Origin of the sequence: Methylovorus sp. MP688, from assembly GCF_000183115.1 — a bacterium.
Classification (GTDB): Bacteria; Pseudomonadota; Gammaproteobacteria; order Burkholderiales; family Methylophilaceae; genus Methylovorus; species Methylovorus glucosotrophus.
Window position 1 is genome coordinate 2,809,562 of record NC_014733.1, and the last position, 23,639, is coordinate 2,833,200.

Sequence of the window (23,639 nt, forward strand, 5' to 3'; positions counted from 1 at the left end):
ACGCGTTAACCGCCTCCTACAGCGCCTACGATTTCAAGTTTATCCCCGTCCTTCAGGGCTGTTTCGGCAAACAGGCCGCGTGGCACGATGTCGCCATTACGCTCTATCGCCAGACGCTTGCCCGTGAGGCCCAGGGTTTGCACCAGCTCAGCCACCGTGAGGGTTGCCACATCGAACTGCCGGGGATTACCGTTGATCGTCAGATGAATCAATTGAATTACAGCCTACTCTTTAGTAAAACCGGGATAGGGGGACCGCTGTTTAAAAAACCGCGAAGAAACGCTATTTTACGTAGGTTCATGGGCAATTAGCAAATCATCCACACTCGCATCCGCCCCTTGGGCGATCGCTTGAACAACAGCACTTTTAGACACGTGCTGCATTGTTTGTTCATCGGTTTTTTCGATTAAGCTTGAACAGAATAGTCCATGCATTACACGAGTAATTGGCTTGACGCTATATCCCCAAGGATATAGTCTTCGCCAGAGTTGGGGCGCATCGAACGCTCCTTCATGACAACAGACCAAGGCCCAAACATCAACGTGTCTCAATCGCCCTCTTCGAAGTCTGCCGCATTATTTCAGGAAGCGCTCAACGCTGAAGCGAGACAGGACTATTTTGAGGCCTTGAGCAAATACACTGCCTCGCTCTCCCTCGAGGGCAATCAAGTCCCCACCTGGGTGCGTATCGGCAAGATCTTCCTGCGCACCATGAAATACCAGCAAGCGCGCGAGACCATGGAATTTGTGCTGGGCATGGATCCGCACAATGTGGATGCCATTTACGGCCTGGCGATTTCGTATTTTTACCTGGGCAAGCTGGAAGAAGCCCGCGCCTTTATTGATCAGGCCGTGCAGATGCAGCCGGATAACGCGACCTACGCCATAGACCGCGCCAATATCTACTCCATCAGCCAGCCCGACCCCGAACGCAAGCGCCAGCTTTACCAGGCCTGGGGCCAGCGCTTTGCCGACCCGCTGGCCCGTCAGAGCCCGCCACTGCTGAATAACCGCAACCCGGATCGCGTGCTTAAAGTAGGCTATGTATCCGGCGACATGCGCGACCATGCCATCGCTTTTTTCATGGAGCCCGTCTTCCGGCATCATGACCCGTCACAAGTCGAAGTGCATGTGTTCTCCACCGCGATGCAGGAGGACGACACCACCGCCCACCTGAAGTCCCTGGTGCCACACTGGCATGATGTGTCCAAGCTGGACGACGATGCCTTGTTCAAACGGATACGGGCCCTGCAGATCGATGTGCTGGTTGACCTCTCCGGCCATACCTACGGTCACCGCCTCTACGTATTCGCCCGCCGCGCCGCGCCTGTGCAGGTGACCTGGCTGGGCTACATGGGCGGCACGCTGGGCATGCAGGCCATGGATTACCGCTTGACGGATTACAGTGCGGATCCGATTGGGCATGAATCCTATTACCTGGAAAAGCTGTATCGCCTGGCATGCATGGCCAGCTATATTCCGCCAGCCCATGCCCCTTTGGTGGAAATCCCACCCATGCTGCAGGGCAATCCGCCCACCATCGGCTGTCTCAACAGCTCGCGTAAAGTCACCGATCACATGCTGCGATTATGGAAACGCATCATGGAACGACGCCCTGACATCCAGCTTCTGCTGCATGTGCAGGAAAACACCATCGACGATGCCATCCACACCATAGAGCCCCGTCTGGTCGAACTGGATATGCCGCTGGATCGGATTATCGTCTCGCCCATGGTCCCGCTGGATGAGTTCATGGAACGTGGGAGCCTGGTGGATGTAGCGCTGGATACTTCGCCTGTGTCAGGTGGCACCACCACCCTGCATACACTCTGGATGGGCTTGCCGGTGGTAACGCTGGATGCAGACGAAGCTGTCTCTTCCGCCACCGCATGCACCCTGACCGGCCTGGGGTTCAGCGACTGGATCGCCCAAAGCGATGACGACTATATCGAGATCATACTGAGATTACTGGATAACCCCGAGCAGCTTGCCTCCATGCGAAGCGTTATTCGCGCGCGCATGCTGGGCAGTGTATTGATGGATTACCAGACACGCTGCACCGAGCTGGAAACAGCCTATCGCAGGCTTTGGCATAACTACCTGCTGGGTGAACACCTGTTTCAGGACTTTCAGGTGGCGACCCCCGCGCAGGAAGAAAAAATGGCGGCCTTGCGGGCCAGTGGCAGCCCTGCCAAAGGATAATGCATGTCCCATCCCCAAGGCATCCCATTACTGGTTCCCCAACTGCCCGACCGGCTGGCACTGCAACCCTTTCTGGACCGGATAGATCTTAGCCGCCACTACTCCAATTTTGGTCCCTTGGTACAAGAGCTGGAACAACGTCTGGCAACAGACTATTCCACCCACGCATCGCTGCCCCTTGAGGTGGTGACCGTGAGCAGCGCAACCGCGGGACTTGAGCTGGCACTGAGCAGCCTGGAGTTACCGCCGGGGTCACGTGTGCTGGTGCCGGCACTCACCTTTGTCGCCAGCTTGACCGCCATTTTGCGCGCGGGTCATCTGCCGGTGATTTGCGATATTGATCCAGACAACTGGTTATTGACCCCAGACATTGCGGACGGCTGCATGCGGGAAAGCGATTGCCAGGCCGTCATTGCGGTGGCGACCTTCGGCCAGGCGCAGGACACGCGAGCCTGGAGTGCATGGCAGCAGCGCCATGGCGTAAGGGTGATAATCGATGCGGCAGCGGCCTATGGCTCACAATGGGTAGAGGCGGTGGATATTCCGGTCGTTTTCAGCATGCATGCCACTAAATCGCTGGCGGCAGGGGAAGGCGGCTTTGTGGTGACGGGCCAACCCGGTCAGCGCCGCATGATCAAGGAATTGAGCAATTTCGGCATTAATCTCAGTCCGGATACGGATCATCCGGTGGGCCACCTCAGTTACGCCGGCACCAATGCCAAACTATCCGAATATCACGCAGCCGTCGGACTGGCCAGCCTGAATAGCTGGCAAACCCAGGCGGACCTGCGGCATGCCGTGTTTCTGCAATACCGGGAAACCCTGCAACAAGCGTGCGGTGATGCATTGATCTGGCAACAGGGGCCGGCGCCCGCCGCTCCCACGACATTTAGCGTGCGGCTGGGTAGCAGTGGGCGTCGCAGCAAGCTTGAGCAGCTATGCGCCGTCAGCAGGATCAGCACGCGACGCTGGTATCAACCCTTGTTGCATCAGCATGCGGCCAAGGTGGGCCCGATTGTGCACCTGCCCACCCCCACGGCAGAAGCGGTAAGTGCAGACCTGATTGGCCTGCCATTTTTCCCCATGCTAACCAGGGGGCAAATGGCAGAAGTGAGCCAGCATGTGGCCATGGCGGTGACCGCATGAGCCTGCCAATCAAGCACATCCACGGCCAGGGTTTTAATGAAACCGAACGCTTTGCGTCGACGGGCATGGCCTTCAAAGGCACGTTCCACAAGGCAGCCGCTCAAATACCCCTAAATAAATCCGGTATATTGTCGATAACAAATTTAAAGACGACAATAAATTCAGACTCTTCCTTCTCACTCTATAAATCGTATAAAGGTCGCTATGAGCACAATTGAAACATTCATCGAAAAATTCAATGAAGCAGTGGATTTTCAGGAGCCTGTTGAGGTATCGGCAGATACCAGACTGGAAACCTTGCCCGAATGGGATTCGCTCGCAGCGCTGGGGGTAATCGTGATGTGCGATATGGAATACAAAAAAACCATCACCGGCAATGATCTTTCCAACTGCCAGACCATCACCGATATTTATAAATTGGTTGCCTAAGCCATGGCTCAATCCGTCCTCCACAATGTCCGCTACCGTGGACTTACCACATGTGTCCCGGAACGTGCTTTCTCCAATGTGCAGGATTGTCCGCCGGAGCAACGCTCTGAACGTGAACGCCTGGTTCGCAATATTGGGATAGAAACCCGTCGGGTTTGCCTGGAGGGCGTGGTATTTTCCGATTTGGCCCTGGTCGCTGCTGAAAAACTGATTGCCGGCCTGGGGTGGGAAAAGTCATCGATTGACGCCCTGATTGTGGTGACGCAATCGCCGGATTATCCGATTCCCGCCACGGCGATCATTCTGCAGGACAAGCTTGGCCTGCCACATAGCACCATCGCATTTGATATCAACCTGGGATGCTCAGGATACGCCTATGGCCTGTTTACCCTGGGCTCCATGCTGTCTGCCCATGGCTTGAAACGCGGCATCATGCTGGTGGGCGATAAATCCTCCAACCCGCTGTCGCTGGACAACGGCCTGCTCTCGCTGTTTGGCGATGCTGCTACCGCCACCGCCCTTGAGTTTGATGAAACCGCGCAACCCATGTATTTCAATATGGGGAGCGATGGCAGCGGCCATAAAGCCATCATTATCGAAGCCGGTGGTCAACGCGTGCCCATACAGCCGCACCATCTGGAGCGCCTGCCCGGTGCCGATGGTATCTCGCGCAAGGGCACTGACGTGATTCTGGATGGCCCTTCCATTCTCAATTTCTCGATACGCGAAGTACCTGTCTCGGTCGCACAACTGGTTGAATTCTCGCCATTCAGCCTGGAAGACATTGATTATTTTGTTTTCCATCAGGCCAACCGCATGATCAACGAAACCATACGTAAAAAACTGGGCCTGCCAGCCGAAAAAGTCCCCATGTCGCTCAAGGATTTTGGCAACACCAGTTCGGCATCAATTCCAGTCACCATCAACACGCGCCTGCAAGAAGCGCTGGCCCAAGGCCCTCAGCGCCTCTTGCTGTCTGGGTTTGGCGTCGGATTATCCTGGGCATCCTGCATTCTGAACATTGAGAACGCCTATCTTCCACCCTTGATTGAAATATGAGCGAACTCAACCTTGAAGCATTCAGCCTGCATGGCAAGCGGGTATTGGTTACAGGCGCTTCGTCCGGATTAGGACAAGCCGTGGCGATTGGCGTCGCCGCCGCTGGCGCCCAGGTAGTGCTCACCGGACGCGATAGCGCACGCCTGGAAGAAACTCGCGCCGCCATGACGGGTGAAGGCCATATCTGCGTGGCAGCTGACCTTACCAGCGCCGAGCAGCGTGCAGCCCTGGTAAGCCAGGCGGGCGTGATTGATGGCCTGGTACATAGTGCAGGCACAGCCGCCGTTCGGCTATTCCGCCAGATTGATGAAGACTTCATCCACCGCGACTTCAGCATCAATCTGGATGCACCCTTGCTTCTTACCCAGCAATTGCTTGCCAAGAAACAAATTGCCCAAGAAGGCTCCATCGTTTTCATAGGCTCCATTGCCGCCCATATAGGCACCAAAGGGTCCAGCATCTACTCCGCCAGCAAGGCTGCATTGCGTCCCGCAGGGCGTGCCCTTGCTCTGGAAGTGGGGCCCAAACAACAGATACGCGTGAACTACATGGCGGTGAGCTACATTGAAACGCCTATGCTGAAACGCCTGGCTGAACAAGGCATGGGCGGCAGCATGGCCACCGTGACCGAACCACCCTTGGGGAAAGGCGTGCCGGAAGATGTCGCCAACAGCGCCGTGTTCCTGCTCGCCCCGGCTTCGCGCTGGATTACGCGCGCCACCCTGTATGTGGATGGCGGCCTGACTTGCCAGATTAGTGCGCAATAATCATGACCCAGATCAACAATCCTTTTTCCATGGCGAACAAACGCATTCTGGTCACCGGCGCCTCATCGGGCCTGGGCCGACAGATTGCCATTTCTTGTGCAGCGGCTGGCGCCACCCTGATTATCTGTGGCAGAAATCCGGAGCGCCTGCAGGAAACCCTGAGCCAACTGGCAGGCAGCGGTCACGTCACCATACTCGGCGACTTGACCACTGATGACGCCATCACCGCCACCGTCGAGCAGGCTGGCAACATCGACGGCGTGGTGCATTGCACCGGTATTTCCATCCCCATGCCAGCCCGCATGGCCAAACGCGAATTCATAGAGCGCCTCTACAACATCAATGTGTTCACGCCGCAATTGCTCACCAACCAGCTGCTGGCGAAGAACAAGATCAACAAGGATGGCGCCGTTCTCTTCATGTCCTCCACAGCAGCCGTGCGAGGCGTACACGGCACCAGTATTTATGCCGGTACCAAGGCGGCCCTGATTGCCGCCGCCCGTTGCCTGGCACTTGAAACCGCCAAACGCGGCATCCGGGTGAACTGCCTGGCACCCGACCTGGTGGAAACCCCCATGCTGCATGGTTCCGGCGCCAATATGCCTACTGGCGAATGGCTGGATCAGCAGCGGGCCATTCACCCTCTGGGTCTAGGGACGCCGGAAGATGTTGCCAATGCCGCCATTTTCTTTCTCTCGCCTGCCAGTCGCTGGATCACCGGTACCACGCTGATCATGGATGGCGGGATCACCCACTGATGATGAGCTGACCTAGCGCATGAAAAATTTAATCATTATTGGCGCCAGTGGGTTCGGTAGAGAAGTATTGATGATGGCCATTGATAACCCATCCCACCAGCTGGATTGGGTAATCAAAGGCTTTCTGGATAACCGCCCCGGCATTCTGGATGGCTTTGCAACCCACGCGGCAGAATTGCCTGACGCCATGGACTATAGCGAAGAAAAACGGCTGCGTTACCGGCGTGATTACCCGGTGCTGGGGGATCCCTTGAGTTATGTACCAGAAGCAGACGATGTGTTTTTGTGCGCCATAGGCAACCCGGCGGATCGTCGAAAATATACGGAACCCCTGATTGAAAAAGGCGCACAATTTATCCGGCTGGTCCATCCGCTGGCAGCGGTCTCCACCTTTGCCGCGATTGGCAAAGGCAGCATCATCGGCCCTTATGCCAGTTTGTCGCCGGATAGCCGCATCGGCCAGCATGTGACCGTCAGCAGCTACACCGCGATTGCCCACGATACCGATGTGGCAGACTGGGTGGAAATCGGCGCCCACTGTCTGATTGCAGGGAATGTAAGCATTGCCAGCGGCGCCCGCATTCATCCAGGCTCGGTCGTTACTGCCAAATCCCGTATAGGGGAAAATGCCGTCGTCGCGGCGGGCAGTGTTGTCTTCAAACATGTTTCTGCCAATACCACGGTTATCGGAAATCCAGCCCATCGATTCGACTGGAAACCGGAAACCAATAGCGAAAGCAAAGCCCTATGAGCGCATTACCAAAACCCGATAACGCCACCCAGCTGGCCCGCGATAACCTGCTGAAGATCCATGCCCGTTGCCAGGAAGACCGGCATGCCTACTTCCCGGAAACGGCCGGGGAATTGATCAACAATACCGCCGAATTGCGCGTGATTGTCTTCAGTACCCGCGGCCTGGGCTTTTGCCAGCAGCTGGACCAGATTGAAGCAGCGGTGCGTCTGAAAGGGGGACGCATTGAAGCCTTGGTGCATGATGTAGATGACAAGGACAACCTGCAAAATCCGCATATCGCCGGATATACCCAGCTGACCGCCGATACTTTTTTTGCCAATCCGGAAGTATACAAAGGCTGCCTGATTGTTGACCGCACCTGCACCTGGTATCCGGGCATCCGCTACAAAGTCCGGCTCAAGCAAGCGGGCTTTACCGTATTGCGCGTTGAGCAATTCCTCAATGCACCGGGGCTGGAAGCCGCGGGTGGCTCTTATCGCCTGCATGCGGATGTCATGCTGGAGCGCTTTGATGAGTTCCTGGCGCTGGAACGCCACTGGATCGATGATCTTTCGCTGCAGACTTACTACTACACGCTCGCCGCCTTCATCAGCATGAATCACCAGTATTTTGCTTTCCACTGCGGTGATTATCGCCAGCGTTACTTTTCGCCAGACATTGATCTCAAGTTCAATGCACAGACCGTCTATGCCGACTGCGGCTCACATGATGGTCAGGAAGTCCTGATTTTTGCCGAGCGGGTTAAACACCAATTCAAGGCAGTACACGCCTTTGAGCCCGACCACACCAACTTTATCAATCTCTCCAACAATATCGCCAACTACACGGCACGTCATGGCGCCAAGCCAATTTACTGCCATGAGCTCGGGGTGTTTGATCGCAATGCCTATCTGTATGCAGAAGGTTATGACTCTGGTGTCACCATCACCGATCAGGCGTCTTCCTCCGGTTTTGGCCTGCATGTATGCCGCCTGGACGATATGCTGGACGAGCTGACCCACTTGCGCCTCGAGATTGAGGGGGCTGAACTGGAAGCCCTGCACGGCGCCAACCAGCTGATTTTGAAAAACCGGCCGACCCTGACCGTATCTGCCTATCACAAGGCGACCGATTTCCCTGATCTGCTCAAGTACATAGAAGAAACCGGGCTGGATTATCAGTTATCGCTCCGTCACCAGTCCCTGGAGCCGGGCGTGTTATGCATCTACGGCGTGTGATCTTGCCTCAAGAGGATATCGTGCCAGCATGCGCCCCTTATTAAGCCCACAGCATTACACGTCGAAAGCATGGTTCGACACGGAGCTAAAGACGATTTTCAATCGTCTGTGGCTACTGGCTGGTGTTACCCCCATGCTGCAAAAGCATCTTGATTATCGAACGCTCACCCTCGCTGGCAAGCCTGTCGTGCTGCAAAACCATGGCGGGGTAATACGGGCGTTTTCCAATATCTGCCGTCATCGCATGGCACGCATACAGTCAGAAGAGTTTGGCAACCGCGGCCTGGTGTGCCCTTACCATCACTGGTGTTATAACCAGGATGGCCAGCTTACGCATACGCACAAAGATCCCAAGGTATTCAATTTTGCCGCGGAAGAAACGGAAGACATCCGGCTCGCGCAATACCCGGTAAAAGTGATTGGCAGCCTGATTTTCGTCAATCTCAGTGAAGATCCTTTGCCGATGGAAGAGCAGTTTGATGCGCACACCGTATCGCTACTGGAGACCTATACCGGACAAATGGATTCTGCGTTCATTTACACGCGGTATGAAGGTGACTTCAACTGGAAAACCGGCATGGAAAATATCAAGGATGCCTTGCATGTGCCCTGCCTGCATAAATCCACCTTTCCCAAGCATTTTCGGGTCGATATTCCCAGTGACCCGTCCATTCAGGGCAAGGATGCCATTTACCAGTCGCAGAACGCCAGCTTGCCGCAAGCCACCACCATAGGCGGCATTGCCATGCAATCCGCCCCCGAGCTGGACTGGCAAACCCTGGTCACGCACCTGGATAGCAAGGGGCGCTACCAGACCTTCCATCTGTTCCCCAATGTCAACCTCATGATCGTGGATGGCACCTCGTTTGCGATTCAAACCTATAACCCACTCGCTGCTGACAAAACAGAAATGCACATGATGGTGGCACTCACCCGCCCACTGGCAGACTTCCCGCACAAGCCGGTGGTGCTGTGGGAGCACTTGCTGAGTGACATGACGGTTTTGCAGGAGGACATCGAGTGCCTGGAAGCTTTGCAGCGCAATCTGGCGTTCAGCGATAGTGATTTCATCCACGGAGCTTATGAAACCGGCATTCTTGATTTTCATGCTGCCTATCTGGCCCAGACAGGCGCCTCCGAGCCCACCCCTGCCCGATGAAAAAACTGCTGATTTTTGGTGAAAGTGCCTCACTCGCCCGCCTTGTCCATGAAATAAAGCACGCGGCTTTATACGACATCGTGGGTATCGTGGTCGAGAATGCCACCACGGCAACGCGACATGGCATCCCGCTGTATACCCTGGCCACACTGCCTGCCTTCGACAAGCAAGACGTCAGTGCCTTTATTGCCGGGGATGAGCAGCATCTCAACCAGCAACGGCTGGCGGCTTATATGGATGTCAAACGGATGGGCTATGCGATTGCGGCCATCTGCAGCTCCACGGCGTCAATCGCAGATGGCGTGAAGCTGCGCGAAAATGTCTTCATTGACCATGGCGCCCGCGTTCTCGCCCCCGCCAATATAGGCGCCAATACCTGGATTATGCAGGGAGCCCAGATTGATGCGGATGCCAAGATTGGCAGTTCGTGCTGGATAGGCGCGCAGAGCGTCATTTCAGAAGGCGCCAGCATAGGCAAGAACTGCACCTTGGCTCAGGGCGTCGTCATTGGCCCCGGCGTGGTGTTACCCGCATGGTCCACCATCCATTATCCAACCACGCTGACGGCATCGCCCCCAAACGCCGTGTTCCTGGATGCGCGCTTTCGGGCCCCGGTCTATTTTTTCCAAAAATAATGACGCCTCTTTCGACACGCTAACCGCTCCGATGACAAACGCCCCTCACATCTATTGCGATCCTGCCATTTTTGCCCGCGAGCAAGCCGAGCTTTTCGCCCAGCAATGGCTATATGCGGGATTGACGCATGAGCTGGCAGCGCACAACGATTTCGTGCGGGTAAATCTGGCCGGGCGTGATGTCATCATTCAGAATCTTCATGGCGATCTGCATGCCTTTATCAATGTCTGCAGCCACCGGCATTCCATCATTCATGACACCCCCTGTGGCAATCGGCCATTGACCTGCCCATACCATGGCTGGCACTACAACGCAGAAGGCACCCCGGTCGGCATTCCATGCAAAAAAGCGTTTCCTGCCGTCACCGCCAATCCTCAGGCCTTCAATCTGCAAAAACTGGAAGTAGCAAAGGCGGGTGATTTTGTGTTCGTGCGCATGAACCCGGGAGACTCCGACCTGCCCACGTTTCTGGGGGATGCCTATGATTTCCTGACCAAGGTATCGGCGGGGCTCGATCAATGTATTGATACCCACGAATCCCATATTCAGGCGAACTGGAAAATCGTGATCGAAAACTCCCTGGAGGGATATCACGTCCCCCTGGTGCATCGCTCCAGTCTGGCAAAAGCCACCGAAATACAGTTCAGCCAAGAGAATGAAGACTCGCTGGAATTTATGCCGCCGACTGGTCACAGCTCCGTCAATAACAAGGCGAATAAAAAGTGGCTGGAACGCTGGTCACGCTACCAGAACGACATAGGCCAATGGCCTTTTATGTTCGAGCACTACGTACATAGACTGGTATTTCCCAATCTGACCGTTACCTCTTTTCTGGGGTACAGTTTTCACGTCCAGCATTTCCGCCCGAATGGCGTTGACTCCACCACCGTCTATTCCAAGATATTTTCTGCCAAATTCGATAATCAAACGCCACGCGGCAAAATCATCATGCAGTCCATCATGAAGGAAAACATACACTTCACCCATCTTATCTTTCAGGAAGACAAGCTGGCATGTGAGCGCACCCAGCAAGGGTCGGCACAGGCTACACGCCCATCCATCCCTGGCGAGATCATAGAACAGCGGGTTTCCGATTTCCGGAGGACATACGCGCGCTTGCAACCGCTCGAATAACACTGATGCTGTAGCGGCTTGCCTGGCCCCAGACAGGCTATGTAAGGATTCTCCGACAATTAATTCAGTCCGCTCCGACTACCTCCCTGCGCTCGCGCCCTCTAATCTGAACACTCACCAAGCAGTATTTCTCTCTCATTAAAAGCAAAGGAGATCAGCATGAACTGGGACCAAGTAGAAGGTAACTGGAAACAACTGAAGGGCAAGGTGCGTCAACAGTGGGGCAAGCTCACCGACGACCAGTTTGAACAGATCAAGGGCAACCGCGAAATGCTGTCAGGCAAGTTGCAGGAGCTCTACGGCATTTCCAAGGAAGAAGCTGAAAAACAGATTGAAAGCTTTAGCCGGGACTCTACCTGGCATTAAGCCGTAAGGAGCATGCATGCAGACTCATCATCTGATTCGCCATGCCAGCCTGCTCCTGTTGCTGATTGGCGCGGTCGCCCATGCGGCCCCCATCAGCAAACCCAACTATGAAGCGGGCAAAGTGCGGGTGCAGGAAGCTTATCAACAAGAGAAAGCCCTGTGCGACCACGTTAGTGGCAATGACAGCGAAGTCTGCCTTGAGCAGGCGCGGGCCAACCGCAATATTCAGCTCGCCGAGCTGGAAGCGCAGTTCAAAGGCAGCCAGGTGGCTTGGATAGAAGCCGAGCAGGAAAAAGCCGAGTCCAATTACAACGTCGCCAAGCAAACCTGCCAGGGCATGATAGAAGAAGACACCAAGCGCGTATGCATCAGCAAGGCAAGGGGTGAGCGCGACAGTGCATTTACCGCCATCGCCGCCGAACGCATGCCCGACAACCGTACCGAAGCCCAGCTGGATGATGCCCTCAAGAAATGTTCAGCCTTGAGTGGCAACGAACAGAATGCCTGTCGCGAACAGGCAAAAAAACGCTACGGCAAAAGCTGAGTCCGTGATCGTGGAATACACGTCAAGCGTGAGCCCAGCCGATAAATATGCAGGATTCGTTTGCAACGACACCAGCCCGCCATTTAGAATACGACCCCATGCGGGCGTAGTTCAATGGTAGAACGCTAGCTTCCCAAGCTCGATACGCGGGTTCGATTCCCGTCGCCCGCTCCAGTTTTTTGCCCCTCACATGCCAGAACAACTGGCTGCTGCCCCACCCAATATTCCCTCGACTACACGCTTGAAGACACCATGGTTGTGCCTGTCACCAAGCATTTGATATTGGCAGTGGCTTTGGCCAGCTCTCTCAGCAGAAGCTTGTAGGTATCCAGATCAAACATCAGATCCGCCTTTGAGCTGGCGAGGCTGTGCAGGCTGGCTTCATCGTCAACGCTACCCAGCGCACACCAATGCTCAAACACATGCAGCTGGCTTTGCCCGGTGAGGGGATTTCGCTCATGAATGCCGATCTTGCCCGGGTAGGGCCAGGTTTTCATGCGATGCGCGGCAAGCGCCTGCTGCAGACGCAGGTAATGCAGTTCTGCCGCTTCCTTGCCTGCGCATACTCCTTTGCATTTGCGAAGCTGGTGGGAAAAGCAGGGGCCTTTGCCGCTTTCCAGACCCAGCACTTTGGGGCAGAGAGCATGGTTCTCTGCAATCTGCCGCAACACCTCTACCGCTTGGCGCTTGCTGCGAAAGGTGCCAAACAGTTGCCCGAGCTCTGGCGGATCAATCTCTTCTTCACGTACCAGTGTAAGCAGGGGTCTGGCGTCATAACTGGCTGCCAGTCGCCAGGAGCATAGCTGCCGCTCCCGACGTAACCGGCGGTTGTAGATGGGCTGGCGTTCTTTTACCAGACGCGACTCCAGCATCAGGGCACCAAACTCACCTGCGGTTTCTATCCACTCAATATGCTTGACCTCTTGCGAGATGCGCATCTCCTTGGTGGAGGCATGATCACCACTGAAATGCGACAGCACACGACTGCGGATATTGATGCTTTTGCCGATGTACAAAGGCAGCTGGTTATCGCCATAAAACAGATAAACGCCGGGGCCTTCGGGAATATCGTCCAGGATGCTGGCGTCAATCCCGCTAGGCAGGGTATGGCCTTTGAGCAACTCGCGCGCGGCTTGTGCGATGACTACGGGGCCCAACTCCGCTTCCGCCGCACGAAGAAAATCCACCAGCGCCACAACATCGCCCATGGCGCGATGGCGGGCGCCGCATTGCAGGGAGTGGCGCTCGATGATGCTATCCAGACTGTGGCTGCGGTGTTGCGGGTAAAGTTTGCGCGACAGCTTGACCGTGCACAGCACTTTTTGCCGCAGGTCTATGCCGATGCGCTTGAATTCATTTTTAAGGAAGCCGTGATCAAAGCGGACATTGTGTGCGCACAGCACGGCGCCTTCGAGATGGTCGAGCAGCTCACCTGCCACTTCCTTGAAGTGCGGAGCGGTTGCCACCATGCCATCGTCTATGCCGGTCAAGCGTTGAATAAACGGCGGAATGGCGGTCTCGGGATTCACCAGCGTTTGCCAGCGACTGACTTCCTGACCGTTTTCAAAGCGGATGAGGGCGATTTCGGTGATACGGTCCACCAGCGGCGTGGCGCCAGTGGTTTCCAGGTCGAGCAATACGTAAGCAGGTAACATCCGGGCGAGCTAATCCTTATTCAATACGGTCGGCAGAAGTCTCGGGCAAGCCCAGCTCCTGGCAGGCGAGACGTTTGGCGGTTTTGATCATCGAGTCTGAAAACATGGTGATGTCGGCATCCGCCAGGGCAATTTGCTGGTATTTCTGCAAAGCCACATCAAACGGCGCCTGGTTGATCATCTCGATCAGCTGCATGTAGCGGTCGCGTTGCCTGGTGTCTTTGCTGCCGGTTATCTGCAAGTGGATGTTTTCCAGATGCATGGAAAAATAAGCCACAAACTCCAGCTGAAAGCTGTTTTGTATATCGGTCATGAAAGATTGCGCATATGCCCCACCACGGCTAGCGTAGCGGCTGGTGAACAGTGGTGGCAATGAGATTTCACCAGCGCAGGCAAGTTCAGCATGCTCAGATTTCGATCATGTCGAAGTCTTCCTTGCGGGCGCCGCATTCCGGGCACGTCCAGTTGGGGGGCACGTCTTCCCAGCGCGTGCCGGGCGGAATGCCATCTTCCGGACAGCCTTTTTCTTCTTCGTACAGCCAGCCGCAAATATTGCACATCCATGTTTTCATGGGCTTTTCTCCTCGTTTATTGTTAGCGGGTAATTTAAGTTAAAATAGCATTCTTGATAGCAGAACCAGCGCACTGTCAGCGCCTCTAAGCATCTCACCGCCCACCTTGATACGGTCAACACCCGGAACCAACACCATGAATCTGATGCCCCCTACCGTGATGACCTTTGCCGCTACCGATCCCAGCAGTGGCGCAGGCTTGCAGGCTGATCTGCTGACATTGGCCAGCATAGGCTGCCACCCGCTTTCTGTTGTAACAGCAATTACTGTACAGGATACCGTGGGCGTCGAAAATGTCATGATGTTTGATGCCGACTGGGTCAATGACCAGGCGCGCACTATCCTGGAAGACATGCAGGTTTCCGCCTTTAAAATCGGCATGCTGGGTAGCGTGGAAAATGTCGCCGTCATTGCCGAAATCGTGGCTGATTACCCGGATGTGCCATTGTTGATCGACCCGGTTTTATCCTCTGGCCGCGGCGACGAACTGGCGAATGAAGAAATGCAGGCAGCGATGATAGACCTGCTATTCCCCCAGGCCACCATGATTACGCCGAATAGCCTGGAAGCGCGTCGCCTGGCATTTCATGATGATGATTCCGATGCCATCGAACATGCCTCGCTGGATGAAAGCGCCGACCGCCTGCTCGGCATGGGCTGCGAATATGTGCTGATTACCGGCACCCACGAGCGTTCACAGGAAGTCATCAATACGCTGTACGGCGAAAGCGGCCTGATCAAGGCCTATAACTGGGAACGCCTGCCGGGCAGCTACCATGGCTCCGGCTGCACCCTGACTTCCGCGATTGCGGCCTGCATCGCTCATGGCTTGTCCATTGAAGAAGCCATTCTGGAAGCACAGGAATACACCTGGAAAACCCTGAAATACGGATTCCGTCCGGGCATGGGCCAATACATTCCTGATCGCATGTTCTGGGCAAGGGATGAAGAGGATGACGCCAATTAAAGGGCTGTACGCTGTCACCCCGGACCTGGACGATACGGAGCGCCTGTGCGAGATAGTCATCGAGGCTATTCTCGGCGGTGCGACCCTGGTGCAATACCGCAACAAAGAAGCCGGGCACGTGCTGCGCATTGCGCAGGCGCAAGCCTTGCTCGCCATCTGCAGGCAGCATGGCGTACCCCTGATCATCAATGATCATGTGAAGCTATGCCTGGCGCTGGATGCTGATGGCGTGCACATCGGCGGTACCGATGGCGATATTGCGGCCACGCGCCAACGCATCGGCAACAAGCTGCTGGGCGCCTCCTGTTACAACCGCATTGACCTTGCCTTGCAAGCGCAAGCTGCTGGCGCAGACTATGTCGCGTTTGGTGCCTGTTTCAGTTCGCAAACCAAACCGCAGGCGCCAGAAGCGGCCCTCAGCCTGTTCAATATGAATCCGGCATTGACCGTGCCCAAAGTCGCCATCGGCGGCATCACGCTGGACAACGCGCCTCAGGCCGTTGCCGCCGGTGCCGACATGCTGGCGGTGATTGGCAGCCTCTGGGGATCCTCCGATATCCGCCGTACCGCGCAACAATTTTCCCGACTTTACAATGGACCGAGCTCATCATGACCTCTCGTAACCAGCAACTCTTCGAACAATCCCAAAAACTCATTCCCGGCGGCGTCAATTCGCCCGTTCGTGCTTTTCGCTCTGTCGGCGGCACGCCGGTATTTTTCAAGCGCGGCGCTGGCGCCTGGCTGTGGGATGAAGATGACAAAGCCTATGTGGATTATGTGGGCTCCTGGGGCCCTATGGTACTGGGCCATGCCCATCCGGAGGTGATCGAGGCCGTGCGCACGGCGGCGGGTGACAGCCTGTCGTTTGGTGCGCCAACCGCGCGCGAGCTGGATATGGCCGAGCTGGTAAGCAAGCTGGTCCCCAGCATGGAGCAGTTACGGCTGGTCAGCTCCGGCACCGAAGCCACCATGAGCGCCATTCGCCTGGCGCGTGGCTTCACTGGGCGCAGCAAGATCGTCAAGTTTGAAGGTTGCTATCACGGCCATGCCGATGCCCTGCTGGTGAAGGCGGGCTCCGGCCTCTTAACCTTCGGTACGCCAAGCTCGGCAGGCGTGCCACCTGAAGTCGCCGCGCATACGCTGACGCTGGAATACAACAACATCACTGCCGTCGAACAGCTGTTTGCGGAGATTGGCAACGAAATTGCTTGTGTGATCGTAGAGCCAGTTGCGGGCAACATGAATCTGATCGCCCCGGCAGCCGGTTTTCTGGAAGCATTGCGGGCGCAATGTACCCAGCACGGTGCAGTGCTGATTTTTGATGAAGTGATGACCGGTTTCCGCGTGGCGCTGGGTGGCGCACAGGCGCGCTATGGCATTACCCCGGACCTGACAACACTGGGCAAAGTCATCGGTGGCGGCCTGCCCGTAGGGGCTTTCGGCGGTCGACGCGACATCATGCAGTGTCTGGCGCCCGTTGGCCCGGTTTACCAGGCAGGCACTTTATCTGGCAACCCGGTGGCGGTTGCTGCGGGCATGGCCACGCTGAAACTGATACAGGCACCTGGCTTCCACGCAGCGCTGGAAGCCAGCACCCAGCGTTTTGTGCAGGGCCTTGCAAATGCAGCAAAAGCGCACGATATTGAATTTAGTGCACAAAGTGTGGGCGGGATGTTCGGCCTGTATTTCAGCGCCGAGGTGCCGCAAAGCTATGCTGACGTGATGCAGTCTGACAAAGAAGCCTTCAACCGCTTCTTCCATGCCATGCTGGATGAGGGCGTTTATCTGGCACCTTCAGCGTTTGAGGCTGGGTTTGTATCAGCAGCGCATGGCGACAAGGAAATCGACCTCAGCATCGCCGCTGCAGAAAAGATTTTTGCCAGCTGGAAAAAGTAAGCCGCTTTCACTACATAGGGTTTCATGCTTTTTTAGCCCTATGTGATTGAACTTATAACCCTTTAACGGTAACATTGAAGGTTCCGCTAAATATTTTATGGCCCAGCGATAATTTCGGCCACGCAGGACAGCAAGCACCAATAAAAAACTCCACGAACCCCCTCGATTAGCGCGACGGGATGAGGGAAGAACAAGGCGCCCGGTTCTAATTAGTGCCTTACAAAGATGCAGCAGTGTCGAAAGATGAGATGGAGACATGAGTTTGGTAACGCGAGTGAATACGCCAATGAATGAAACAGCAACAGTGACGAACCCTGAAATGCAGGGCCTTTACAATCCGGGCAATGAACATGACGCCTGTGGCGTCGGCATGATCGCGCACATCAAGGGCAAAAAGAGCCACAAGATCGTGGAGCAGGGCCTGCAGATTCTGGCTAACCTGACCCACCGTGGCGCCACCGGCTACGACCCCAAGCTGGGCGACGGTGCTGGCATCCTGATTCAGTTGCCTGATGCCTTCCTGCGCAAGGAAGCCACCAAGCTCAATATCACGCTGCCTGCCGAAGGCGAGTACGCCTGTGGCATCGTGTTTCTGCCGCAATCGCAAAACGGCCGCGAAGCCTGTGAATCGATCATTGCCCGCATCGTGCACGAAGAAGCCCAGACCCTGCTGGGCTGGCGCGATGTGCCCCGCGACAACAGCAATATTGCCGATCAAGCGCGTGCGGTTGAACCTGTCATGCGTCAGGTATTCATTGCGCGCGGCCCGGCCACAGCCGACCAGAACGCCTTCGAGCGCAAGCTGTTCGTTATTCGCAAACGTGTTGAACATGCCGTTCGCGCCCTGAAGCTGGAAGACGGCAACCAGTTCTACATTCCTTCCTTGTCCTCACGCACCCTGGTTTACAAGGGCATGCTGCTGGCAAATGAAGTCGGCATCTATTACCAGGACCTGCAGGACGAGACCATGGTGTCCGCCCTGGCACTGGTACACCAGCGTTTCTCGACCAATACCTTCCCAGCCTGGGATCTGGCGCACCCATTCCGCATGATTGCCCACAATGGTGAAATCAACACCATGCAAGGTAACGTCAACTGGATGGCGGCCCGCCACGAATCCATGCGCTCCGCCCTGATGGGTGAAGACCTGGAAAAACTGTGGCCACTGATCGTGGAAGGCCAGTCCGACTCCGCTGCATTCGACAATGCACTGGAATTGCTGGTCGCTGGTGGCTACTCATTGCCGCACGCCATGATGATGCTGATTCCTGAAGCCTGGTCCAGCAACACCCTGATGGACGAAGACCGTCGCGCTTTCTACGAATATCACGCTGCGCTGATGGAGCCATGGGATGGCCCTGCCGCCGTGGCCTTTACCGATGGCCGCATGATAGGCGCCACGCTGGACCGTAACGGCCTGCGTCCCGCCCGTTATCTGATTACCGATGATGACCACGTCATGCTGGCATCCGAAATGGGTGTGCTGACCTTCCCGGAAGAAAAAATCGTCAAAAAATGGCGTCTGCAACCGGGCAAGATGTTCCTGATCGACATGGAACAAGGTCGCATTATCGACGACGCTGAAGTCAAGCAAAGTCTGGCACAAGCCAAGCCATACCGTGAGTGGATTGAAAAATCCCGTTACTTCCTGGGCGACCTGCCCAAGGTAGAAACCAAGCTGGAGCTGAATGCCAACCTGCTCGACCTGCAACAAGCCTTCGGCTACACGCAGGAAGACCTCAAGTTTGTATTGCAACCCATGATCACCAATGGTGAAGAGGGTGCGGGCTCCATGGGTAACGACAGCGCTCTGCCGGTGCTGTCCAACAAGCCCAAGCCACTCTACACCTACTTCAAGCAACTGTTTGCGCAGGTTACCAATCCGCCTATCGACCCGATCCGCGAAGAGCTGGTCATGTCGCTGGTCACCTTCATTGGCCCCAAGCCTAACCTCTTGGGTATTGATGAAACCAACCCGCCTATCCGCCTGGAAGCGAGCCAGCCTGTATTGACGCTGGACGAGCTCGAACAGCTGAAAGCGATCGACAGCCTGACCCAGGGCCGTTACCGCACACTGACACTGGACATCACCTATGCTGCCGCACAAGGCAAGCAAGGCATGGCTGCCGCGATTGAATCCCTGTGCAAAGCTGCAGCGGATGCCGTGCACAACGGCTTCAACCTGCTGATCCTGTCTGACCGTCAGGTAAGTCCTGACCGTATCGCCATCCCGGCATTGCTGGCCTGTTCTGCGACGCACCAGTCTCTGGTACGCGCTGGCTTGCGTACCAATACCGGCCTGGTCATCGACACCGGCTCTGCCCGCGAAGTGCATCATTTCGCGCTGCTGGGCGGTTATGGCGCCGAAGCAATCTGCCCATGGCTTGCGTTTGAAACCATCAGCAACATGATGAGCGCAGAAGGCAAGGGCGGCGACATCAAGGAAGGTCACAAGAAATTCGTCAAGGCGATTGGCAAGGGCCTGCACAAGGTCATGTCCAAGATGGGCATTTCCACTTACCAATCCTACTGTGGCGCGCAGATCTTTGAAGCGATCGGCCTCAATAGCCCGTTCATCGCCAAGTACTTTACCGGCACAGCCACCACCATTGAAGGCATAGGCCTGAATGAAGTGGCCGAAGAAAGCCTGCGCCAGCATCAATCCGCGTTTGGTAACGACCCGGTTCTGAGCAATGCGCTGGAAGCGGGCGGCGAGTACGCCTTCCGTGTACGCGGTGAAGAGCATATGTGGACGCCTGATTCCATTGCCAAGCTGCAGCATGCCACTCGCACCAACAGTGCCAGCACTTACAAGGAATACGCCAAGCTGATCAACGATCAGACCCGCCGTCACATGACGCTGCGCGGCCTGTTCGATATCAAGTCAGCTGGCGCCCCTGTGCCGCTGGAAGAAGTGGAACCCGCCAAGGAAATCGTCAAGCGCTTTGCCACTGGCGCCATGTCGCTGGGCTCCATCTCCACCGAGGCCCATGCCACCCTGGCTATCGCCATGAACCGCATTGGCGGTCGCTCCAACACCGGCGAAGGTGGTGAAGATCCCAAGCGTTTCATCCCGGTGGCCAAGGCCAGCTCGCTGGCAGAAGTGCTGGGCAAGGATCGCATTGAGAAAGACGTGCCCATGCTGGCAGGCGACTCCCTGCGCTCCAGCATCAAGCAGGTGGCGTCTGGTCGTTTCGGTGTTACCGCAGAATATCTGGCGAATGCCGACCAGATTCAGATCAAGATGGCGCAAGGTGCCAAGCCGGGCGAAGGCGGTCAGCTGCCAGGCCACAAGGTTAGTTCCTATATCGCCCAGTTGCGCTTCTCGGTGCCAGGTGTTGGCCTGATTTCGCCACCACCACACCATGACATTTACTCGATTGAAGATCTGGCTCAGCTGATCCATGACCTCAAGAATGCCAATCCCAAGGCTTCGGTATCGGTCAAGCTGGTATCGGAAACCGGCATCGGCACCGTTGCCGCCGGTGTAGCAAAGGCAAAATCTGACCATATCGTGGTTGCAGGTCATGACGGTGGTACCGGCGCATCGCCGATTTCCTCCATCAAGCATGCCGGCACGCCATGGGAACTGGGCCTGGCCGAAACACAGCAGACCCTGGTGCTGAACCAGTTGCGCGGTCGTGTGGTTGTTCAGGTAGATGGCCAGATGAAAACCGGTCGCGACGTCATGATAGGCGCACTGCTGGGTGCCGATGAATTCGGCTTTGCCACGGCACCGCTGGTGGTTGAGGGCTGTATCATGATGCGCAAGTGTCACCTGAACACTTGCCCGGTCGGTGTGGCTACCCAGGATCCGGTCCTGCGCCAGAAATTTACCGGCCAGCCTGAGCACGTCGTGAATTACTTCTTCTTCGTTGCTGAAGAAGTACGTGAACTGATGGCCAGCATGGGTATCCGCAAGTTTGAAGACCTGATCGGCCGTGCTGATCTGCTGGATATGCAAGCAGGCATTGACCACTGGAAGGCCAGTGGCCTGGATTTCACCAAGGTATTCCACCAGCCCAAGGTTGATGAAACCGTGTCTCGTCGCAACAACGAGACGCAAGATCACGGCCTGGTAAAGGCGCTGGACAACAAGCTGATTGCCCAGGCAGGCAACGCGCTGGAAAAAGGCGAGAAGACCGTCATCGAGACAGCTATCGTCAATACCAACCGTACCGTGGGCACCATGCTTTCGCACGAAATTGCGCGCCGTTATGGCCGTGCTGGCTTGCCTGACGACACCATCACCGTGAAGCTGAGCGGCACCGCAGGGCAGAGTTTTGCTGCCTTCCTGACGCAAGGCATCACCTTCGAACTGACCGGTGAAGGCAACGATTACGTGGGCAAGGGCCTCTGTGGCGGCCGCATTGTGATCAAGCCGCCCAAGGCGTTCCGTGGTGTACCGGAAGACAACATCATCGCGGGTAATACCGTGATGTATGGCGCCACCTCCGGCCAGAGCTATTTCAATGGCGTGGCAGGCGAACGTTTCTGTGTGCGCAACTCGGGTGCCACCGCGGTAGTTGAAGGCGTGGGTAACCATGGCTGTGAATACATGACGGGCGGTACAGTCGTTGTGCTTGGTCAGACTGGCCTTAACTTTGCAGCGGGTATGTCGGGTGGCGTAGCTTATGTGTACGACATCGATGGCATGTTCGCCAAGCGTTGCAACATGAGCATGGTCAGCCTGGAAACCGTGGAAGCCGCGGGTCATGCGCCTGCTGGTGCCGGTCACCACATGGGTCAGCACGACGAAGCCACGCTGAAGTCACTGATTGAAAAGCACGCCGAATACACCGGTAGCAGCCGCGCGAAGGCAATACTGGCAGATTGGGATCAGGCACGCGCCAAGTTCATCAAGGTGCTGCCTAATGAATACAAGCGCGTTCTGAATGAACTGGCTGCTGCAGAAAAGAAGGAAGCCGCATAAATGGGCAAAGTAACAGGATTTATGGAATATGGCCGTCTGTCCGAGGCCAACCTGCCAGTCAATGACCGGGTCAAGAATTACAAGGAATTCGTTCTTCACCTGAGCGATGACCAGGCCAAGACTCAGGGCGCTCGTTGCATGGATTGCGGCATTCCGTTCTGTATGAGCGGCTGCCCGATCAACAACATCATTCCTGATTGGAACGACCTGGTGTATCGCCAGGATTGGCGCAATGCGATTGACGTGCTGCACTCCACCAATAACTTCCCCGAGTTTACCGGCCGTATCTGCCCGGCACCCTGTGAAGCGGCCTGTACGCTGAACATCAACGCTGATGCCGTTGGCATCAAGTCGATTGAGCACGCCATCATCGACAAGGCTTGGGAAAACGACTGGGTGAAGCCTCAGGTTCCTGCCAGCAAAACCGGCAAGAAAGTCGCCATCGTTGGCTCCGGCCCGGCAGGCCTGGCAGCGGCACAACAACTGGCCCGCGTAGGCCACGACGTTGTGGTGCTGGAAAAGGAAAGCCGCATTGGTGGCCTGCTGCGCTATGGCATCCCTGACTTCAAGATGGAAAAAAGCCATATTGATCGCCGCATGGAGCAAATGCGCGCGGAAGGCGTTGAATTCCGCACAGGTCAGAATGTGGGCGAAAACGTCAGCGCTGAGCAGCTGACCAAGGAATTTGATGCGGTCATTCTGGCGGGCGGCGCCGAATATCCTCGCGACTTGCCAGTGCCTGGCCGTGCGCTGGACGGTGTGCATTTCGCCATGGATTTCCTGACGCCACAGAACAAAGTGGTCGCAGGCGATACCATCCCCAACCAGATCATGGCAACCGGCAAGCATGTCGTCGTGATTGGTGGCGGTGATACCGGTTCCGATTGCGTAGGGACTTCCAACCGTCATGGTGCAGCTTCCATCACACAATTTGAACTGATGCCACAACCGCCTGAAAAGGAAAACAAGGAACTGGTATGGCCGAACTGGCCGCTCAAGATGCGCACTTCCAGCTCCCATGAAGAGGGCTGCGATCGCGACTGGTCCATCACTACCAAGGAATTGATTGGTGAAAACGGCAAAGTCGTCGCACTCAAGGGCGCACGCGTAGAGTGGAAAGACGGCAAGATGGTCGAGATTCCAGGTTCCGAATTCACCATCAAGGCGGATCTGGTGCTGCTGGCCATGGGCTTTGTCAGCCCGGTACAAAAGGTACTGGACGCATTTGGCGTTGAGAAAGATGCGCGCGGCAATGCCAAGGCAAGCACCGATGGCGAAGGCTGCTATGCAACCTCGTCTGCCAAGGTATTTGCTGCTGGCGACATGCGCCGCGGTCAATCCCTGGTGGTATGGGCCATCCGCGAAGGTCGCCAATGCGCGCGCGCTGTGGATGAGTTCCTGATGGGATCATCCACCCTGCCAAGATAAGGCTAACCAGGCATGACA

The 23,639-nt window shown here is 56.1% G+C and carries 22 protein-coding genes and 1 tRNA gene; 19 read left to right on the forward strand and 4 right to left on the reverse strand.

The genetic code is table 11. From position 1 onward, the window contains the following. Nucleotides 1–5 precede the first annotated feature (5 nt). Complete coding sequence (thiS, locus tag MPQ_RS13280) at nucleotides 6–212, reverse strand: sulfur carrier protein ThiS (protein ID WP_013443485.1); 207 nt, start codon at nucleotides 210–212, stop codon at nucleotides 6–8. A gap of 300 nt (nucleotides 213–512) precedes the next feature. Here thiS and MPQ_RS13285 point away from each other — a divergent pair, with 300 nt between their 5' ends. The 14 genes from MPQ_RS13285 to MPQ_RS13355 all read left to right on the forward strand — a co-directional run bounded on the left by MPQ_RS13285 (nucleotide 513) and on the right by MPQ_RS13355 (nucleotide 12,344). Continuing rightward, the gene (locus MPQ_RS13285) at nucleotides 513–2,201 is read left to right on the forward strand and encodes a tetratricopeptide repeat protein (RefSeq protein ID WP_049821949.1); all 1,689 of its coding nucleotides are present in this window, start codon (nucleotides 513–515) and stop codon (nucleotides 2,199–2,201) included. 3 nt (nucleotides 2,202–2,204) lie between these two features. Then, the gene (locus MPQ_RS13290; protein ID WP_013443487.1) at nucleotides 2,205–3,347 is read left to right on the forward strand and encodes a DegT/DnrJ/EryC1/StrS aminotransferase family protein; all 1,143 of its coding nucleotides are present in this window, start codon (nucleotides 2,205–2,207) and stop codon (nucleotides 3,345–3,347) included. Between the two features lie 204 nt (nucleotides 3,348–3,551). Continuing rightward, nucleotides 3,552–3,776, forward strand: a complete 225-nt coding sequence (locus tag MPQ_RS13300) for an acyl carrier protein (RefSeq protein WP_013443488.1) — start codon at nucleotides 3,552–3,554, stop codon at nucleotides 3,774–3,776. Nucleotides 3,777–3,779: 3 nt separating this feature from the next. After that, the gene (locus MPQ_RS13305) at nucleotides 3,780–4,835 is read left to right on the forward strand and encodes a ketoacyl-ACP synthase III (protein ID WP_041362464.1); all 1,056 of its coding nucleotides are present in this window, start codon (nucleotides 3,780–3,782) and stop codon (nucleotides 4,833–4,835) included. Beyond that, entirely contained in the window at nucleotides 4,832–5,602 is a 771-nt protein-coding gene (locus MPQ_RS13310; protein WP_013443490.1) for an SDR family NAD(P)-dependent oxidoreductase, read from the forward strand. The genes MPQ_RS13305 and MPQ_RS13310 overlap by 4 nt, the downstream gene beginning before the upstream one ends. Before the next feature lie 2 nt (nucleotides 5,603–5,604). Continuing rightward, a complete protein-coding gene (locus tag MPQ_RS13315; protein ID WP_013443491.1) occupies nucleotides 5,605–6,360 on the forward strand; it encodes an SDR family NAD(P)-dependent oxidoreductase in 756 nt (251 codons plus the stop codon). 19 nt (nucleotides 6,361–6,379) lie between these two features. Further along, nucleotides 6,380–7,111, forward strand: coding sequence for an acetyltransferase (locus MPQ_RS13320; RefSeq protein ID WP_013443492.1), 732 nt, complete (start codon nucleotides 6,380–6,382; stop codon nucleotides 7,109–7,111). Continuing rightward, nucleotides 7,108–8,331 (forward strand): FkbM family methyltransferase, encoded by a 1,224-nt coding sequence (locus tag MPQ_RS13325; protein ID WP_013443493.1) that lies wholly within the window; start codon nucleotides 7,108–7,110, stop codon nucleotides 8,329–8,331. Before MPQ_RS13320 ends, MPQ_RS13325 begins: the two co-directional genes overlap by 4 nt. 28 nt (nucleotides 8,332–8,359) lie before the next feature. Continuing rightward, nucleotides 8,360–9,490 (forward strand): aromatic ring-hydroxylating dioxygenase subunit alpha, encoded by a 1,131-nt coding sequence (locus tag MPQ_RS13330; protein ID WP_013443494.1) that lies wholly within the window; start codon nucleotides 8,360–8,362, stop codon nucleotides 9,488–9,490. Next, nucleotides 9,487–10,125 (forward strand): DapH/DapD/GlmU-related protein, encoded by a 639-nt coding sequence (locus MPQ_RS13335; RefSeq protein WP_013443495.1) that lies wholly within the window; start codon nucleotides 9,487–9,489, stop codon nucleotides 10,123–10,125. The genes MPQ_RS13330 and MPQ_RS13335 overlap by 4 nt, the downstream gene beginning before the upstream one ends. A 31-nt stretch (nucleotides 10,126–10,156) precedes the next feature. Then, nucleotides 10,157–11,260 (forward strand): aromatic ring-hydroxylating dioxygenase subunit alpha, encoded by a 1,104-nt coding sequence (locus MPQ_RS13340; RefSeq protein WP_013443496.1) that lies wholly within the window; start codon nucleotides 10,157–10,159, stop codon nucleotides 11,258–11,260. Between the two features lie 159 nt (nucleotides 11,261–11,419). Then, nucleotides 11,420–11,626 carry a CsbD family protein gene (locus MPQ_RS13345; RefSeq protein WP_013443497.1) on the forward strand — a complete coding sequence of 69 codons (207 nt, stop codon included), beginning with the start codon at nucleotides 11,420–11,422 and terminating at the stop codon, nucleotides 11,624–11,626. A gap of 16 nt (nucleotides 11,627–11,642) precedes the next feature. Then, nucleotides 11,643–12,170: a hypothetical protein gene (locus tag MPQ_RS13350; RefSeq protein ID WP_013443498.1), complete on the forward strand. Its 528-nt coding sequence runs from the start codon at nucleotides 11,643–11,645 to the stop codon at nucleotides 12,168–12,170. A 100-nt stretch (nucleotides 12,171–12,270) separates the two neighbouring features. After that, nucleotides 12,271–12,344, forward strand: a tRNA-Gly gene (locus MPQ_RS13355). 59 nt (nucleotides 12,345–12,403) lie between these two features. On the opposite strand, the gene MPQ_RS13360 is transcribed toward MPQ_RS13355, so the two are convergent. The 3 genes from MPQ_RS13360 to MPQ_RS13370 form a co-directional block, all read right to left on the reverse strand. Next, nucleotides 12,404–13,825, reverse strand: a complete 1,422-nt coding sequence (locus MPQ_RS13360; RefSeq protein WP_013443499.1) for a 3'-5' exonuclease family protein — start codon at nucleotides 13,823–13,825, stop codon at nucleotides 12,404–12,406. A gap of 16 nt (nucleotides 13,826–13,841) precedes the next feature. Then, nucleotides 13,842–14,138: a hypothetical protein gene (locus MPQ_RS13365; RefSeq protein ID WP_013443500.1), complete on the reverse strand. Its 297-nt coding sequence runs from the start codon at nucleotides 14,136–14,138 to the stop codon at nucleotides 13,842–13,844. 94 nt (nucleotides 14,139–14,232) lie between these two features. After that, the gene (locus tag MPQ_RS13370; protein WP_013443501.1) at nucleotides 14,233–14,397 is read right to left on the reverse strand and encodes a rubredoxin; all 165 of its coding nucleotides are present in this window, start codon (nucleotides 14,395–14,397) and stop codon (nucleotides 14,233–14,235) included. Nucleotides 14,398–14,533: 136 nt separating this feature from the next. On the opposite strand from MPQ_RS13370, the gene MPQ_RS13375 reads away from it, so the two are divergent. The 5 genes from MPQ_RS13375 to MPQ_RS13395 all read left to right on the forward strand — a co-directional run bounded on the left by MPQ_RS13375 (nucleotide 14,534) and on the right by MPQ_RS13395 (nucleotide 23,621). Next, a complete protein-coding gene (locus MPQ_RS13375; protein ID WP_013443502.1) occupies nucleotides 14,534–15,364 on the forward strand; it encodes a hydroxymethylpyrimidine/phosphomethylpyrimidine kinase in 831 nt (276 codons plus the stop codon). Next, nucleotides 15,351–15,977 carry a thiamine phosphate synthase gene (gene thiE / locus MPQ_RS13380; protein WP_013443503.1) on the forward strand — a complete coding sequence of 209 codons (627 nt, stop codon included), beginning with the start codon at nucleotides 15,351–15,353 and terminating at the stop codon, nucleotides 15,975–15,977. Before MPQ_RS13375 ends, thiE begins: the two co-directional genes overlap by 14 nt. Next, entirely contained in the window at nucleotides 15,974–17,260 is a 1,287-nt protein-coding gene (gene hemL / locus MPQ_RS13385) for a glutamate-1-semialdehyde 2,1-aminomutase (RefSeq protein ID WP_013443504.1), read from the forward strand. The genes thiE and hemL overlap by 4 nt, the downstream gene beginning before the upstream one ends. A 256-nt stretch (nucleotides 17,261–17,516) precedes the next feature. Further along, on the forward strand, nucleotides 17,517–22,193 hold the full coding sequence (locus tag MPQ_RS13390; protein ID WP_049821915.1) for a glutamate synthase subunit alpha: 4,677 nt from the start codon (nucleotides 17,517–17,519) through the stop codon (nucleotides 22,191–22,193). Then, entirely contained in the window at nucleotides 22,194–23,621 is a 1,428-nt protein-coding gene (locus tag MPQ_RS13395; RefSeq protein WP_013443506.1) for a glutamate synthase subunit beta, read from the forward strand. Nucleotides 23,622–23,639: the final 18 nt, after the last annotated feature.

What these genes read in the sequence shown, in the direction of transcription:
- MPQ_RS13375 (WP_013443502.1), top strand. Translation starts at nt 14,534, where the DNA reads ATGAATCTGATGCCCCCTACCGTGATGACCTTTGCCGCTACCGATCCC.
- MPQ_RS13320 (WP_013443492.1), top strand. Translation starts at nt 6,380, where the DNA reads ATGAAAAATTTAATCATTATTGGCGCCAGTGGGTTCGGTAGAGAAGTA.
- MPQ_RS13345 (WP_013443497.1), top strand. Translation starts at nt 11,420, where the DNA reads ATGAACTGGGACCAAGTAGAAGGTAACTGGAAACAACTGAAGGGCAAG.
- MPQ_RS13370 (WP_013443501.1), bottom strand. Translation starts at nt 14,397, where the DNA reads ATGAAAACATGGATGTGCAATATTTGCGGCTGGCTGTACGAAGAAGAA.
- MPQ_RS13335 (WP_013443495.1), top strand. Translation starts at nt 9,487, where the DNA reads ATGAAAAAACTGCTGATTTTTGGTGAAAGTGCCTCACTCGCCCGCCTT.
- MPQ_RS13325 (WP_013443493.1), top strand. Translation starts at nt 7,108, where the DNA reads ATGAGCGCATTACCAAAACCCGATAACGCCACCCAGCTGGCCCGCGAT.
- hemL (WP_013443504.1), top strand. Translation starts at nt 15,974, where the DNA reads ATGACCTCTCGTAACCAGCAACTCTTCGAACAATCCCAAAAACTCATT.
- MPQ_RS13305 (WP_041362464.1), top strand. Translation starts at nt 3,780, where the DNA reads ATGGCTCAATCCGTCCTCCACAATGTCCGCTACCGTGGACTTACCACA.
- MPQ_RS13315 (WP_013443491.1), top strand. Translation starts at nt 5,605, where the DNA reads ATGACCCAGATCAACAATCCTTTTTCCATGGCGAACAAACGCATTCTG.
- MPQ_RS13340 (WP_013443496.1), top strand. Translation starts at nt 10,157, where the DNA reads ATGACAAACGCCCCTCACATCTATTGCGATCCTGCCATTTTTGCCCGC.
- thiE (WP_013443503.1), top strand. Translation starts at nt 15,351, where the DNA reads ATGACGCCAATTAAAGGGCTGTACGCTGTCACCCCGGACCTGGACGAT.
- MPQ_RS13285 (WP_049821949.1), top strand. Translation starts at nt 513, where the DNA reads ATGACAACAGACCAAGGCCCAAACATCAACGTGTCTCAATCGCCCTCT.
- MPQ_RS13330 (WP_013443494.1), top strand. Translation starts at nt 8,360, where the DNA reads ATGCGCCCCTTATTAAGCCCACAGCATTACACGTCGAAAGCATGGTTC.
- MPQ_RS13290 (WP_013443487.1), top strand. Translation starts at nt 2,205, where the DNA reads ATGTCCCATCCCCAAGGCATCCCATTACTGGTTCCCCAACTGCCCGAC.
- MPQ_RS13390 (WP_049821915.1), top strand. Translation starts at nt 17,517, where the DNA reads ATGAGTTTGGTAACGCGAGTGAATACGCCAATGAATGAAACAGCAACA.
- MPQ_RS13310 (WP_013443490.1), top strand. Translation starts at nt 4,832, where the DNA reads ATGAGCGAACTCAACCTTGAAGCATTCAGCCTGCATGGCAAGCGGGTA.
- MPQ_RS13360 (WP_013443499.1), bottom strand. Translation starts at nt 13,825, where the DNA reads ATGTTACCTGCTTACGTATTGCTCGACCTGGAAACCACTGGCGCCACG.
- MPQ_RS13300 (WP_013443488.1), top strand. Translation starts at nt 3,552, where the DNA reads ATGAGCACAATTGAAACATTCATCGAAAAATTCAATGAAGCAGTGGAT.
- MPQ_RS13395 (WP_013443506.1), top strand. Translation starts at nt 22,194, where the DNA reads ATGGGCAAAGTAACAGGATTTATGGAATATGGCCGTCTGTCCGAGGCC.
- MPQ_RS13365 (WP_013443500.1), bottom strand. Translation starts at nt 14,138, where the DNA reads ATGACCGATATACAAAACAGCTTTCAGCTGGAGTTTGTGGCTTATTTT.
- MPQ_RS13350 (WP_013443498.1), top strand. Translation starts at nt 11,643, where the DNA reads ATGCAGACTCATCATCTGATTCGCCATGCCAGCCTGCTCCTGTTGCTG.